This is a genomic window from Paenibacillus daejeonensis DSM 15491, assembly GCF_000378385.1.
GTDB lineage: Bacteria > Bacillota > Bacilli > Paenibacillales > Paenibacillaceae > Paenibacillus_D > Paenibacillus_D daejeonensis.
This window is the reverse complement of record NZ_KB899659.1, coordinates 306,944-321,215: the sequence shown is the minus strand read 5'-3', so window position 1 is coordinate 321,215 and position 14,272 is coordinate 306,944. Positions and strand designations below refer to the sequence as shown.

At 52.9% G+C, this 14,272-nt stretch carries 13 protein-coding genes; 10 read left to right on the top strand and 3 right to left on the bottom strand.

Features of this window, described 5'->3' with window-relative positions:
- Window positions 1-18 precede the first annotated feature (18 nt).
- Together F556_RS0101435 and F556_RS0101430 are read right to left on the bottom strand one after the other, a co-directional pair.
- Window positions 19-1,326 (bottom strand): ABC transporter substrate-binding protein, encoded by a 1,308-nt coding sequence (locus F556_RS0101435; protein ID WP_020615099.1) that lies wholly within the window; start codon window positions 1,324-1,326, stop codon window positions 19-21.
- A gap of 316 nt (window positions 1,327-1,642) precedes the next feature.
- The gene (locus F556_RS0101430) at window positions 1,643-2,680 is read right to left on the bottom strand and encodes a LacI family DNA-binding transcriptional regulator (RefSeq protein WP_020615098.1); all 1,038 of its coding nucleotides are present in this window, start codon (window positions 2,678-2,680) and stop codon (window positions 1,643-1,645) included.
- 303 nt (window positions 2,681-2,983) lie between these two features.
- Here F556_RS0101430 and F556_RS0101425 point away from each other — a divergent pair, with 303 nt between their 5' ends.
- The 3 genes from F556_RS0101425 to F556_RS0101415 are packed head-to-tail and all read left to right on the top strand — an operon-like array spanning window position 2,984 to window position 6,141.
- Window positions 2,984-4,045, top strand: a complete 1,062-nt coding sequence (locus F556_RS0101425; protein ID WP_020615097.1) for an HD-GYP domain-containing protein — start codon at window positions 2,984-2,986, stop codon at window positions 4,043-4,045.
- On the top strand, window positions 4,042-5,748 hold the full coding sequence (locus F556_RS0101420) for a hybrid sensor histidine kinase/response regulator (RefSeq protein ID WP_020615096.1): 1,707 nt from the start codon (window positions 4,042-4,044) through the stop codon (window positions 5,746-5,748). Before F556_RS0101425 ends, F556_RS0101420 begins: the two co-directional genes overlap by 4 nt.
- 21 nt (window positions 5,749-5,769) lie before the next feature.
- Complete coding sequence (locus F556_RS0101415; RefSeq protein WP_020615095.1) at window positions 5,770-6,141, top strand: response regulator; 372 nt, start codon at window positions 5,770-5,772, stop codon at window positions 6,139-6,141.
- A 75-nt stretch (window positions 6,142-6,216) separates the two neighbouring features.
- Here F556_RS0101415 and F556_RS0101410 read toward each other — a convergent pair whose 3' ends face one another.
- The gene (locus F556_RS0101410) at window positions 6,217-7,716 is read right to left on the bottom strand and encodes a phytoene desaturase family protein (protein ID WP_020615094.1); all 1,500 of its coding nucleotides are present in this window, start codon (window positions 7,714-7,716) and stop codon (window positions 6,217-6,219) included.
- 180 nt (window positions 7,717-7,896) lie between these two features.
- On the opposite strand from F556_RS0101410, the gene F556_RS0101405 reads away from it, so the two are divergent.
- The 7 genes from F556_RS0101405 (at window position 7,897) to F556_RS33045 (ending at window position 14,041) form a co-directional block, all read left to right on the top strand.
- Window positions 7,897-9,036 carry a glycosyltransferase family 2 protein gene (locus tag F556_RS0101405; protein WP_020615093.1) on the top strand — a complete coding sequence of 380 codons (1,140 nt, stop codon included), beginning with the start codon at window positions 7,897-7,899 and terminating at the stop codon, window positions 9,034-9,036.
- Window positions 9,026-9,571, top strand: a complete 546-nt coding sequence (locus F556_RS33055) for a glycosyl-4,4'-diaponeurosporenoate acyltransferase CrtO family protein (protein ID WP_020615092.1) — start codon at window positions 9,026-9,028, stop codon at window positions 9,569-9,571. Before F556_RS0101405 ends, F556_RS33055 begins: the two co-directional genes overlap by 11 nt.
- Before the next feature lie 2 nt (window positions 9,572-9,573).
- Window positions 9,574-9,897 (top strand): HesB/YadR/YfhF family protein, encoded by a 324-nt coding sequence (locus F556_RS0101395; RefSeq protein WP_020615091.1) that lies wholly within the window; start codon window positions 9,574-9,576, stop codon window positions 9,895-9,897.
- Window positions 9,898-10,094: 197 nt separating this feature from the next.
- Entirely contained in the window at window positions 10,095-11,009 is a 915-nt protein-coding gene (locus F556_RS0101390) for a VanW family protein (protein WP_157272580.1), read from the top strand.
- 55 nt (window positions 11,010-11,064) lie between these two features.
- Entirely contained in the window at window positions 11,065-11,940 is an 876-nt protein-coding gene (locus tag F556_RS0101385; RefSeq protein ID WP_020615089.1) for a hypothetical protein, read from the top strand.
- Window positions 11,927-12,571 carry a pentapeptide repeat-containing protein gene (locus F556_RS33050; RefSeq protein WP_020615088.1) on the top strand — a complete coding sequence of 215 codons (645 nt, stop codon included), beginning with the start codon at window positions 11,927-11,929 and terminating at the stop codon, window positions 12,569-12,571. The genes F556_RS0101385 and F556_RS33050 overlap by 14 nt, the downstream gene beginning before the upstream one ends.
- A 168-nt stretch (window positions 12,572-12,739) precedes the next feature.
- A complete protein-coding gene (locus F556_RS33045) occupies window positions 12,740-14,041 on the top strand; it encodes a S1C family serine protease (RefSeq protein ID WP_020615087.1) in 1,302 nt (433 codons plus the stop codon).
- The last annotated feature ends 231 nt before the right edge of the window (window positions 14,042-14,272 follow it).

Below are 14,272 nucleotides of genomic sequence, written 5' to 3'. Positions count from 1 at the left end.
TCGTGCCACCCGCATGAGTTAAGATTGGCTATCTAGGATGTCTTGCACCCGCTTGTGGATATCGAGTGCTCCTGCCTCTGGTGTGACGTTGCCCTTGACGATTTCGTTGACAATTTGTTGAACGGCGATCCGCCATTCGTTCCAGGAGGCGTTCTCGTCCAGTGTTACACCGCCTTCGGCGATCCCGTCTGTAAATGCAAGCTTATTGGCGGGTTTTGTCTGACTATCCTCAAGCAGGGCAAGCGCCGATTGCTTCACCGGAAGTGCCGAGCCGCTCTCCGCCAGAATCGCTTGGGCCTCGTCACCCAGATAGTACTTCAGGAACTCCCAGGATGCGTCCTTCGCCTCCTGCGAGGCACGGGAGGAAATGAGCCACGAATTCGATACCGTCGGCACATAACGCTCGCCATCTACACTGCGTGGAATCTTCACCACATCCCAGTCTGTATCCGGAAAGTCGTTGTTCATCGTTACCTGTGTACTATATTGAAGGAAAAACATAGCTGATTTGCCAGAACCGAAGGCAGGCAGCTCACCGCCATAGGCTGTGATGGAATCGCCATCCATAAAATAGCCATCCGCGATGCCATCACGCAGCTGCTGCAATCCGGCGATGGTATTGGGATCGTCGAAGCGTGATTCGGTCAGTGTCTCATCCAGGACCATGCCCCCCGCTTGCTTGATCCAGGGGAACCAGCCCTGCGTGATGGAGCTGGAGCCGATAAAGCCGAACACTTCGGTATTGCCGTTGGCATCAGTCTGGGTTAGCTGCTTGGCCGCTTCAATCAGATTCTCGAATGTCCATTCGTCAGTAGGAAGCGCTACGCCGCCTTCTTCGAAGATCGTTTTGTTGTAGGCTAGGGCGATCGGGTTGGCGCCGTGGGGCACGCCCCATACCTGGCCTTCCGGCGTCTGCGCGGCAAACAGCGTATCGATATAGTCGTCAGTCGTCAGGTCTCTTTCAATATAAGGGGCCAGGTCTTCGGCTACGCCACGTTGTCCGTAACCGAGAATAACAGCATTTTCTTGAAACCAGAGGTCGGGCATGGTATTGCCTGCAATTTGCGTAGCGATCCGGTTGGTAAAATCACCCCATGGCGCTTCCTGAATGTCCACCTCAATATTCGGGTGGGCAGCGATAAAGCCGTCGATAATTTCTTTGTTCGTTACATCGTAACCCCCTGGCAGTCCAAGTGTGATGCGGACTGTCTCCCCATCTCCGGAACCCCCGGGCGCCGAACCGCTGCCGCTGTTGGAGAGTGTACAGGCAGAGAGCAGAACCGCGGATAACGACATCATCATAACAACCTTTGCTTTGTTCTTCATTTTCAAGACCTCCTGATTTAGAAATAAAGGAACAGTGGCGAAGCAAAATTCTATAGAAATCGATTTCTTTGAGTGTAGTATAGCATGGTTCATGTGAACAAACCAACTAATTTTTTTGAAAAAAGCTGTTTTTTTTATGAGAATTGAATGATTGTGTTAGAAAAACATACAGGTAACGCTTCCAGAAACGCGTGAAAATGAAAGTTTCCATTCAATTACTTTCATTTTCATGTAGCTTTCATGTTTGGGGGAAGAGTTAAGGAAGGAAAATCAATTTATTTAGAAACCGATTGCTATTAGGCTGTGGCAGGAGCGTTCAATCTCCTGCCTGCCTTGTTGTAACTGACGCACGCTCTACAAGCCGGGGTTGCAGCATAACGGATAAATGCGAGCTGTCTTTATCTTGCAGTTTGTCCAGCAACAGCTTGCAGGCGAGAATTCCCATCTCGTAATCCGGCTGCTTGATGGTAGTCAGCGGCGGATGAATCATCTGCCCGTATTCGATACCGTCGAACCCAATCACCGATAGATCATCCGGCACCCGAAGGCCGCGCGAAGTTAACGTGTGGATTACACCGAAGGCCATGACGTCGTTGCAAGCAAAAATGGCAGTCAAGTCCTTATGCCGCTCCAGCATCTTGTCAGCCAGTTGTTTGCCACTATCGAACTCGTTGCTGGAGCTGAACACTTTCCCTGCACCAGAGATCTCGACCACGGGCTTTAGTCCAGCCTCGCTCATTGCCTTCAGATATCCTTGATGAATCTCGGTGCGGCTATGGCGATCCAGCTCGGAAGTAGCATAACCGATCCGGGTATGCCCGTGTTCAATCAAATGCTTGGTGGCCATGTAGCCGCCCTTGGCATAATTGAATTCAATCTGCGATATCTCTTCTTCATCAATACGTTGATCGATAGCAATCGCATGCATACCGTTCTGAAGCAGACCTTTGAGCAGAGAGGTGTTCTGGGCGATGGAAGAGAGTATAATGCCTTTGACCTGTTTTTCAGCCATGGTCTGCAGGTACCCCAACTCAAAATCAGGGTTTTGCAGAGAATTGCACACAATGACATGATAATTATGTTCCCTCGCGATTTCTTCGACCCCCAATATGACGGAGGAGTAGAACGGATTGCTGATTGAAGGGATGATGACCCCAATTGTCATACTTGTATTCGTCTTCAGCTGTTTGCCTAGCATGTTGGGAATATAATTGGCCTCTTTGGCGATACGGGTTATTTTCTCGCGCATGGCTGCGCTGACGGGATAATTGCTGTTGCTGAGAACCCGGGACACCGTAGCCGATGAAGCATTGGCCAGTTTGGCGATGTCGTGGATCGTCACCGGCTTTTTCATGGAGTTTCACCTCTTTTAGTAATCGGTTTCTGAGTTTTTTTCTATCCTAACATACTTCGTTTCAGAGCGCGAGTGCATAGTAAAGTTGTTTTTCGCAAAAAAATGCGTGAATTATTCATAACCTGACATCAAAATGCCGTTATACTAATAGAGAACTGTTCAACGCAATACATACAAAGAGAGCAAAGAGAGATTCCAAGCTGCCGCGGATAGCAGGAGAACGTATCGACTTGCGCCTGCCTGGCCGGAAACCGCCGCATCTTGATACACGCACCTCAGAATCATGTAGGGAGAGAACATGCTATGGACAATGAACGGATCAATTCGGCCACCATCCTGATTGTGGATGATCAGGAATACAACATTCATCTTTTGGAACGGATACTTGGAAGGGCGGGCTATACCAATATCATCTCGCTTGTGGAGCCGGAACATATTCAGCGCGTCATTACCGAAGTCCAACCTGACATTATCTTATTGGATTGGCATATGCCCGGAGTGGACGGCATGAAGGCATTGGGAATGATCCGTGAGCTGAGCGGGGAGGACCAGTATCTGCCTGTCCTTGTGATTACGGCAGATGTGACTAGCGATGCCAAGCAGAAAGCATTACAAGCCGGGGCACACGACTTTTTGACCAAGCCGGTGGATCGCACAGAGGTTATTCTGCGCATCAATAATCTGCTGCGTACTCGTTATCTGCATCTGCAGCTCCGGACACAGAAGGATACCCTGGAAGAGCGTGTGCAACAACGTACGGTCGAATTGCAGCAAGCCAAGCATGAGATTCTTCAGCTGCTTGGCCGTGCGTCGGAGTACCGGGATGACATGACCGGTCAGCACACTCAGCGCGTTGGCCGCCTCTCGGGACTCATTGCCAGAGAGCTAGGGCTACCCGAACGAACCATTGAATTACTCATTATGGCGGCCCCGCTGCATGATATCGGCAAGATTGGTATTCCGGACGAGCTCCTGCTCAAGCCAGGGCGGTTTGATCCAGAGGAACTGGAGCGGATGAAGGCGCACACGACCATCGGTTACAACATCATCCAGGCGAGTTCCTTTGAAGTACTCAAGATTGCAGGTGTCATCGCCTATTCTCATCACGAGAAGTGGGATGGAACCGGCTATCCGCAGGGGCTAAGCGGCTTGTCCATCCCACTGGAGGCGCGGATTGTTGCGCTTGCGGATTTTTATGATGCGCTGACTCATGAGCGGCCGTACAAGAAGGCCTGGACGCCGGAAGAAGCGACAGCTGAGATCCTGCTGCAGCGTGAGCGCCATTTTGACCCGGATGTTGTGGATGCATTTCTGAAGGTCATCCAGGAGAAGCCAGATTTACTAGTGGAGGAGCCTGCACGATGAACGAGCTGGAACAGGCAAGAGAAGAGCTGGAGCAAGAGCGCAAGCTGCGGCTGGCAGCCGAGCTCCGCGAGGCGGAGCAATTGGCGCAAATCCGGGAGCTACAGCAGGAATTGGAGTATCAGCGCACGCACCTTGAAGATATGATCGCTGTGCGAACGGCCACGCTTAGCAAGGCCCATGATCAAGCCATACGCGCCAATCGCACCAAAAGTCAGTTTCTCGCCAACATGAGTCATGAGCTCCGGACTCCGCTCAATGCGATTATTGGTTACAGCGAGCTGTTAATGGATGAGGCTAGGGAGCTAGGAGAGCCTGCTTTTGCAGAGGATCTGTACAAAATTAACCGATCGGGCAATCATCTCTTTTCTCTCATTAATGATATCTTGGACATCTCCAAAATTGAATCAGGCAAAATGGATGTGTATTACGAGCCTTATATGCTGGATGAATTAATTGAAGATGTGATGACGACCATTCGTCCGCTTCTGGACCGGAGCGGCAACACCTATGAAATTCATGCCGTCAATGGAGAGATGACAACAGATGTCACCAAGCTGCGCCAGATTCTCATTAACCTGTTGACGAATGCCAGCAAGTTTACGGAGCAGGGGCATATCCGCTTCGCGATCGCCGAGGAGTCCCGTCAGGGAATTCCAGGCTATTCATTCGTAGTTAGCGATACGGGAATCGGCATTTCGGCCGAACAGCTTCAGCAATTGTTCCAGCCTTTTGTACAGGCGGACAATTCCACAACACGCAAATATGGAGGTACCGGCTTGGGGCTATCGATTAGCCAACGGTTCTGCGAAATTATGGACGGACGAATTGATGTGACAAGTGTGCCCGGCAGCGGCAGCACATTCACCTGCTGGCTCCCGGCCAAGCCAGCACAAGCGCTGGAATTCGCGACGCGTCAGGTACCCTCTACCGATATCGAGGAGCTGTCGGATATTAATCTGGAGACAGCGCATGAGGATGGCATCAGTATTCTGTTCATTGACGATGAGCCAGAGAACCGGTTGCTGATCGAACGGTATCTTGCTTCGGAGAACTGGAAGCTGGCGTTCAGCCAGAGCGGGAGAGAGGGCATCCGGCTCGCGCGGCTGCTCAAGCCTCAGGTCATCTGTCTGGATATCCTGATGCCCAGTATGGACGGGTGGGCCGTGCTGGCGGAGCTGAAGAATGATCCGGAGCTAGCCGATATTCCGGTCGTTATTCTATCGCTGACGAACGATCGTCAGCTCGGCTATTCTCTGGGCGCTGCCGAATATTTGACCAAGCCGGTGAGCCGCAACCGATTAATCGAAGTCATGGACCGGTTCATCACCGATCGGGAACATCATTCGGTGTTGGTTATTGAGGATGACGAGACGACGAGCGAGATGATGACACGCATGCTGCACAGGGAGGGCTATACCGCCCACAAGGCAGACAATGGGCGATTAGCGTTGGAGCAAATTAAAATTGAAAAGCCGAATTTGATCCTGCTGGATCTCATGATGCCGGAAATGGACGGATTTGAATTTATTGCAGAGTTGCGACAGACGTCCCATCTTAGTGAGATTCCAGTCATCGTCCTGACCGCCAAAACGATCACAGCTGACGACCGAAACAAGCTGAACGGCTCCGTGAAGGATATTATTCAAAAAGGGTCCTTCAACCGCTCACAGCTGCTGGATGAGATTAGGGCTTGCTTGAATTAACGTGGAGAAGGAGATTACACCATGCACACGATTCTGCTCGTGGAAGACAACGAGATGAACAGCAACATGCTATCCCGGCGCCTGCAGCGCCGCGGATATGAGATTATTGTGGCAGAAGACGGGCAGCAGGGCGTGGATCTGGCGATTTCCCGCCAGCCAGAGTTAATACTAATGGACCTGAGCTTGCCTGTGCTCGATGGCTTGGAGGCCACACGCCGAATTAAATCCGATCCGGCAACGCTCCATATCCCAATCATTGCACTAACCGCTCACGCCATGGCTTCCGATCAGACGAGAGCGCTCGAAGCGGGCTGCGATGATTTCGATACGAAGCCGATTGAATTGGAGCGTCTAATCGGCAAGATTGAGCAAGCGATGGGCCAACGAGCATAACCTTGTAGACAACATAGCCCCGGTCAGAAACGTCTGTGTGACGTTCTGCCGGGGCTATCTGTGTTGATCTTACATTTAAATGACGGCTTGCTTGGCCAAATCGTCCCGAATCAGATCAGCAGCAAATTGACCGCTGAGCGCGACCATTGGCACACCGCCACCGGGATGAGTAGACCCGCCGACAAAGTATAGATTGTTCAGCATCGGACTCCGCTGTGGAATTTTGAAACCGCCATTGAGCTTGCGATCCGTCACCGTGCCATAAATCGAGCCGCCATTGGCGCCGTACAGAGACTGTAGATCGTCCGGGATAAACGTGTGCTCCCATTCGATATGCTGGCGCAAGCCGGCAGCGCCAAGCCGCTCCAGTTTGTCGAGCACCAGATCACGATAAGGGACGCGCCAGCGTTCCCAGCTTTCACCCGGGGTCAGCGGCGGAACATGGGTGAGCACGAACCAATTCTCTTTGCCTGCAGGCGCTTGAGAAGCATCGGTTTTGGAAGAGATTCCGACATAAATGGTAGGATCAGCAGCCGGCCGTTTCTTGGTGAACAGCTCATCGAACTCAAGCTGGGCGTTATCGGCAAACACAAAATTGTGATGCTTGAAATTCTCATACGTCCGATCAACCCCGAGGAGCATGACGTGGCCCGAGACCGTGGGCTCGTATTTCTCCAGACGCTTCACCATACGGGAGCTCTGGGAATGTCCGGAGAGGATCGTCTGGTGGGCAGGAATCGCCTCCAGGTTGCTGACGACGGCGTCAGCCCGGATGGTTTCATTGCCAGCGACAACACCTGCAGCACGGCCATTCTCAATGATGACCTCGCTTACTTCGCAGGATGTCCGCACCTCAACGCCCAGCTCATCCAGCAGTTGCAGCATGGCCCGGGCGATATTATACATTCCGCCGTTCACATAATAAATGCCCAGCCCCATCTGAACGTAGATCAGCTGCGATAACACGGCTGGAGCGGCATAGGGCGATGAGCCTACGTACATGATCAGGAAGTTGAAGAGCTGACGCAGCTTCGGATGCTCCAGGTATTGCTCCGTCATCTGTGCCATGGTTTTGAGCGGGTCCATCGCCAGCAGCTCCTTGAGACTGTGCTGCTGACGCAGGTCCGGCAGACCGGCAAGACTGCGGCTATAGAAGCTTTTTGTACTGAGCTCGTATTGTTTGCGGCAATAGTTCAGGTAGGGGATGAACTGCTGTTGGTCTCGTGGAGACAATTCACCAATCTGCTCCAGCATGGCTGGCAGGTCGCCCAACAAGTCAATGATCGATCCATCGCCATACATCGCCCGCCACTGCGGCTCAACTCTTACCAACTGCAGGTAGTCCGAGAGCTTGCGTCCTGCTGAGGCGAACAGCTGCTCCAATACCCACGGCATCGTCAAGATCGATGGTCCGGTGTCAAAACGATAGCCTTTGCCCTGACGAATGTTTAACTTGCCTCCGGCCCGCTCATTTTTCTCAAGCACGGTGACGTCGTGTCCGTCGGCCCGCAACCGGATTGCTGCTGACATTCCGGCGATACCGGCGCCCACAACGACGATTTTTTTTGCTTTCATAGCATCCTCCTGATTCGAAGCTTCGGAATTTGTCGATACTGTCTAGTACATTTTGCGAGAGACGGATTGTATTATCCATTCTGCACGCATGACCTGCGCGGCATACCACCGTATTGACAAAAAATTGAAGCTCTCGCACACCGTGCAGGTGAACAACCTCACAAAGGAGGATCAACAGACATGATAGACTGGATAGGACTGCTGCAAGTGGTGGGGACGGGACTGGGATTTCTTCTGCTCGGCTGCTCGGGTTTGACAAGTCTTGCTTCGTCCCGTGCATCCGTTAACCACTTCATAGCTGCAGAATTACAGCCGTTAATGCCCCCTGCGTCCATCATTATTCCGGCGAGAAACGAAGCAGATAACTTGCGGACACTGTTACCGCTGCTCAGGATCCATGAGAACTCGCGGGTAGAGATCATCGTTGTGGACGACGGCTCGACTGATGAAACGGCGAAAGTAGCTGACGCTTATGGCGCGCATGTGGTTGAAGCTCCGCCGCTGCCATATGGCTGGCTCGGCAAATCGTGGGCTTGCTGGAACGGCGCGTCTGTAGCTAGCGGCAGCTGGTTTATCTTCCTCGATGCAGATACGAGACCTTCATCCGACTTTGTAGAACGAATGGGGCAGCTGCTCCGGTTGCGGGGCGGGCTGGTCACACTGCAGCCGTACCACGAGACGCCTTCCTTCAGGGAACAATGGTCCGTGTTTTTCAATACTGTGCTGGTAGCAGGAAGCGGAGCCATGAGTTGGCTGCCGGGGCGACGTACTGCTTTTGGACCATGTGCTGCATGCTGGAAGAGCGATTATAGCGCAGTCGATGGTCATCGCGCGGTTCGCGGGGAGGTGCTGGAGCACCTGAAGCTGGGGGAACGGTTTCGCGGGGAAGGGCTAGCTGTCAGTAGTGCAATCGTTCCGGACCTCCTGCGGTTTCGGATGTATCCGGCTGGCTGGAAGGAACTGATGAACGGGTGGGCAAAAAGTATCGCGCTCGGGGCGGGGGCGGCCCACCCCGTGTACTTGCTACTGGCCATTGCCTGGCTGTCTGCACTCCTTGGTTGCGCCATGCGACTGTCGGATCTAGTGCTACAGGTGGGCAGCCAAGGGCAGGTTGAGGTGGGCATGGCTATCGTCGCTTACTTCGCTGGAGTCGCCTCCGTTGCGTTGACAGCTAGGCGGCTTGGAACCTTCCGCTGGTACACGGCGCTATTGTACCCGCTGTTTTTAAGTTTTTTCTTCGGCTTGTTCGGCTATGCGGTGCTGCGCTCTTATATTGTGCGCAGAGTCAGCTGGAAGGGGAGAACGATCGATGTTCGCTGAAGGCGAGGCCTCCTTGCCATGGCTGTTGAACGGGGTTAGTCTGACGATCATCCACATGACGGCTGCCTGGGTGGCCATTCGGCTGCCTGATCGCTGGTTCGCGAACGAATCATGGCTAACGGCGCCTCGGAGCCTGGAGTATGGCGGTCAGCTATATGAGCGGCTGCTGCAGATCCGGCGTTGGAAGGATCGGCTCCCTGATGGCGGAGCATGGTTTAAAGGCGGCTTCGCCAAGGCTGTGCTGACTTCACGCGAGCCCGAGTATATGGAACGTTTTGTAAGGGAAACCCGGCGCGGCGAATGGACGCATTGGGGGATGCTGCTGGCGCTGCCGCTCTTTGGCTTGTGGAATAGCTGGGGCGGGATGGTTATCGTGGCCGTATGGCTGGTGGCTGCCAACCTGCCCTGCATTCTCGTCCAGCGGTACAATCGTGTCAGGCTTCTCCGTGTCGTAGGCTTGCGGCAGCAGTTGTGCTATACTGAAGACATCGCAGCAAGACAACCGTGGACAGAAGTGGCTAAGGATGAACGCTAGAGATGGTCACAAGAGGCGAACGAAGGGAGCGGGATCTGATGAAGCTGCAGGTGGAAGAGAAAGCCGCGAACTGGTATAAAGAAGAAATGGCGCTGATGGAAGGCGATCATTTGCGTTTGTTTGTGCGATTGGGTGGCTGTGGCAGCGTATTGCCAGGTCTATCCCTTGGCATTATGAGAGACGAACCCCGTGAGCCGGGTGTCGAGACGCAGGTCGAAGGCGTCCACTTCTATATGGAGCAGGATCAGTTATGGTATCTCGATAACAGAGATCTTCATATCTCATTCGATGCTGCCACCGAAGAAATTAAAATGGAGGTTCGTTAAACGAACTCCTGATGAAATGCCAGCCCCGTCAGCCCAGCTGATGGGGCTGTTTTTCTATATTTCAAGCGTCATCGTGTTCTCTTCACCTGTATAGATTGCGCCGGGTGGATCATAATACCAACATTGGAATCCTGCGGCGCGACACGCGCTTGCAAGCGACAGGAGTGAATGACATGTTGGGGTGGCTTGCCGTACTAATGTTACATGTAACATTGACGACATTGAATCCTTATGCTGTGCCTTCGGAGGAGTGGCAGCTCGAACTACCGGACGGCCAATTGATCGAAATCAAAGAAGCGGATTATTCGTTGCCCGGGTTGCACATGCTGGACGTCGCCAAGCTGGACAAATTGATGGGAAGCATTGCAGAGCGGGTGTATGTAGCGGCCGAGAATGCCCGAATTGCACCGGATGGCTCAATTCGCTCGGAACGCGTGGGAACGGTACTGGACGTCGGACACTTCTATAAGAGGTTTGCTGCTCATTATTATCGGGAAGGCGACCATGGTCAGATCGTTCCGACCCCAATCGTCAAGGCCTACCCTCGCGTGGACCGCGAGCTGCTGGCTGCCATACGTGAGAAGCCGATCGGTTATTACGCGACGTATTTCAATTCACGCAATGCCAAACGCTCCCATAACATCGATTTGGCCGCCAAGGCGATCGACGGAGCTGTTGTTTTTCCCGGAGAGTTGTTCTCCTTTAACCGGACGGTTGGTATACGCACCAGGGATAGAGGATATAAGGAAGCGCCAATCATTGTCAGAGGCGAGCTGTCAGAAGGCGTGGGAGGTGGCATCTGTCAGGTCTCATCCACGTTGTATAATGCTGTTGATCGGGCGGGCTTGACGATCATCGAACGTTATTCCCACAGCAAACGCGTGCCGTACGTGCTTGCTGGCCGGGATGCGACGGTCAGCTGGGGAGGACCGGACTTCAGCTTCCGCAATGATTATAATCAGCCGGTGCTGATTAAGGCGCTGTCAATCCATGGCAAGATGTATGTCACGGTCTATTCCAGCGAGCTTATCGAGTATAAGCCCCGAGAGGTCCCAGGTATGAGCAAGACCAAACTACCGGAAGAGGAATCAGTGACTACGACCAGAGATTAAACGGATTCATTGCATAACTCGTCTATAAGGTATGGAGAGACGGGGGTGCGAGTTAATGAAGAGAACACTTCAAATAGGATTAGCCGCTCTGGTGCTGGCAGCGGGATGCGGAGTTCATGAAGGGACGAGCGAATCCGGTGAACCCAGGACTCAGCAGATCCAGGCCAGGGATGACGCGTTGAATGTCCACGAGGATTTTGTAGAACCGGTAAAGCTTCAATTCACCCCTTATTTCCACCCATTGGAACAGGGTGGAGCAAGTGATGAGTGGCTGGAGCTGGGAGAAGTGGTGCTAGGCGAGGCTGCGGAACAAGAACTGGTCATGCGCGTATATGAGGCAGAGCCTGCAACAGAGCTGCTTCCTCGAAGGCTGACGGGTGTCCTGAGCTGGCAAGGAGAGAAGTTTGTTATACAAGATGTGGCAGAAGAATTGCTGAGTAATGAGAAAGGTGCACATTCAGCAGTGACTCCTTACGGGATTAGGCTTCCAGGGCCGGGCAGCGGTTCTTATGAGGTGATTTCCAGCATTGACATGTTCGGCAACGGGCCGGGGCGCCAGCTGTTTCTGATTCATGATCAAGAGTCAGGTGGGCTCGGAGGGTTCGAGGCGTGGGGCAGTGGACAACTGGCTCCAGCAACTGAAGATCGCGAGGCGATGTTTGCAATTGTGTTGCCAGGCCTCCACCTATCAACTCCAGATATGGTGCTTGTCCGAAATGGTGAGCAAGGGCCGGAGATGAGCCAGCGTATAGCCACAGAAGCCCTGGGTGGGCAGCGATCTATGGCGCGTTTGGCCGTCACGGAAGGGGAGTTACTCATTGCTTTTACTGAGGATCATACAGCCGAAGCCACCGAAACATGGTATACTTGGCAGCGGGATCAGTTGATACAGGTAACCGGCAAGGGGGAACAAAGCGATGACCAAGCATGATAAACCGAGGCTGCCCGATCAGCTCGCTGTATATACGGCAGCAGAGTTGGTGGAGCGTCTGAACGAGGATGGCTATGTGGACAAGGGGTCCATAAGTCATGAACGATTGGAGGCCAGGCTGCAAGGGAAGATGACGATCGATTCCTTTCATTTCCGCCATGTCGATGCTACTGCATATCGGGTGGATGAGAGCGAATGGGTCGATGTCATCTTTGAGCATTGCGATCTGTCCAACCTTGATTTGAGCAATGCTATTATGCACCGTGTATTGTTTCGGGACTGCAAGCTGATGGGGCTTGAGTTGTCGGAAGCTACGCTGCGGCAGGTGAGCTTTGAAAATTGTGACATGCGGTACATGAATATGAGGTATGCAGACTTGAAACGCGTAAGCTTCGACCAATGTGCAATGATGAATGCTGATGCCTATCAGGCTTCGTTCCAGGAAGTGTCGATTACCCGCTCTAATGTGGATCAAATCCAGCTAACAGGTGTCAAGCTGGCTGGCCTGGATTTGAGCTCCTGCGAATTTGACGCAATCGATGCTGAACCTGGCGATTTACGCGGGTGCAAGATTTCTCCTGCCCAGGCGATTGCTTTTGCACCACTGCTTGGATTAATTGTAGACGCGTAGCACGCATGACCCCGCTTGTGTCCGACAGCTCGGCGCAGGCGGGGTTTTTAAGCTTCTTTTCAGCAAACATTTAATTTCACATAAGCTTCCTTTCAGATTGGTTTCAGGCGTGGACGTTACGATAAGTACATCGAACGACACAACGAACCCAATACGGAGGGATAGAACATGGATAACCGTTATAGAAATGATGATTACAGCACACACAGCCAACATGATCGCGCAGAGGAAAGAACCGTGTATGAGGTTATTCCGTCTTCAGATAACAATCAGGAGCTGGAGGCCGTCAAACGGAGACCCTCAGGCTCTGATCGCGGCCAGCGCGGGCGAGGCATTTTCCCGGCTTTCATGGCTGGTGCGCTGCTGATTGGCAGTTTGATGTTTGCCTCTGACCACTATAATCTGTTCACCGGAGATTCGACTCCGGTTCAGGGCGCCAACAGCCCAAGGGTGGAGAACGTCTCCTATTCGTCCCCGAGTGGGACGGGCTCGGTTGCCGATATTGCCGAGCAGGCCGGACCGGCAGTGGTGCGGATTGGAGCGGAATCGAGAGCAAGCAACAGCGGGTTTGGCTGGTATGGCATGCAAGGTGGAAGCAGTGAAGGCGGGGATTTGGTCGAGAGTGGGCTGGGAACGGGGTTTGTATTTGATCCGGAAGGCTACATTCTGACCAACGAACATGTTATTCATGGGGCGGAGCAGGTCAAAGTAACGCTGCAGGGCTATGATGAACCCTTTGTAGCTCAGGTGGTGGGGAGCAGCTATGAGCTGGATCTGGCCGTGCTCAAGATCGAAGGGGAGACAGCATTCCCTTACCTGGAGCTGGGCGAATCGGATCAGATGAAAATCGGCGAATGGGTCGTGGCCATCGGCAATCCGTATGATCTTGATTACACAGTAACCACAGGTGTGTTGAGTGCAAGCGAACGCTCGATCACCATTCCGGATCAGGAAGGAACGCGCAATTACAAGCATTTGCTGCAGACCGATACGGCGATCAATCCCGGCAACTCTGGCGGACCTCTGCTCAACATGAAAGGTCAAGTGATCGGAATTAATACGGCAGTGAGCAGCGACGCCCAGGGCATCGGATTCGCCATACCGACGAGCACCATCAAGTCCGTGCTTGATAATCTGCTGAACGATCAGCCGATTCCATCGCCTTATATTGGTGTGAGCCTGCAGGATCTTACCCCTCAGATGAGAGGGAATCTGGGACTGTCGGACGATGAAGGCGTGGGCGTAGCCTTCGTACAAGAGGGAGATCCCGCCGCACAGGCAGGATTGCAGCCGGGCGACATTATTATCGAAGCCAATGGAGAAGCGATCGGCAGCACCACAGATCTGACGGAATTGATTCAGTCCGCCCAAGTAGGCGGCGAGCTCAAGCTGACCGTAGTTAGAAATGAGGAGCAGCTAACGATTGATGTTCGAATTGGCGACCGCAACCAGACAACGACAATTAGCTAAAATTCGTGTGCGTTTTAAGCCGGGACCTGCCTTTCAAGGCACGGGACCCGGCTTTTTGTGTTGACCTCACCAGGGGGTCGCAAGCTATTCCCAAAGCATCGGATTTTTGGTAAGATAAGGTGTCGAATGGCAGGAGGTACTGGCGGAAATTGTCGGCTGCAGGAGCTTGGCGAAGTTCAGGCAAAAATGAGTTGACGATTCTCTGTATATCCTATAGGATTACTAGTATTA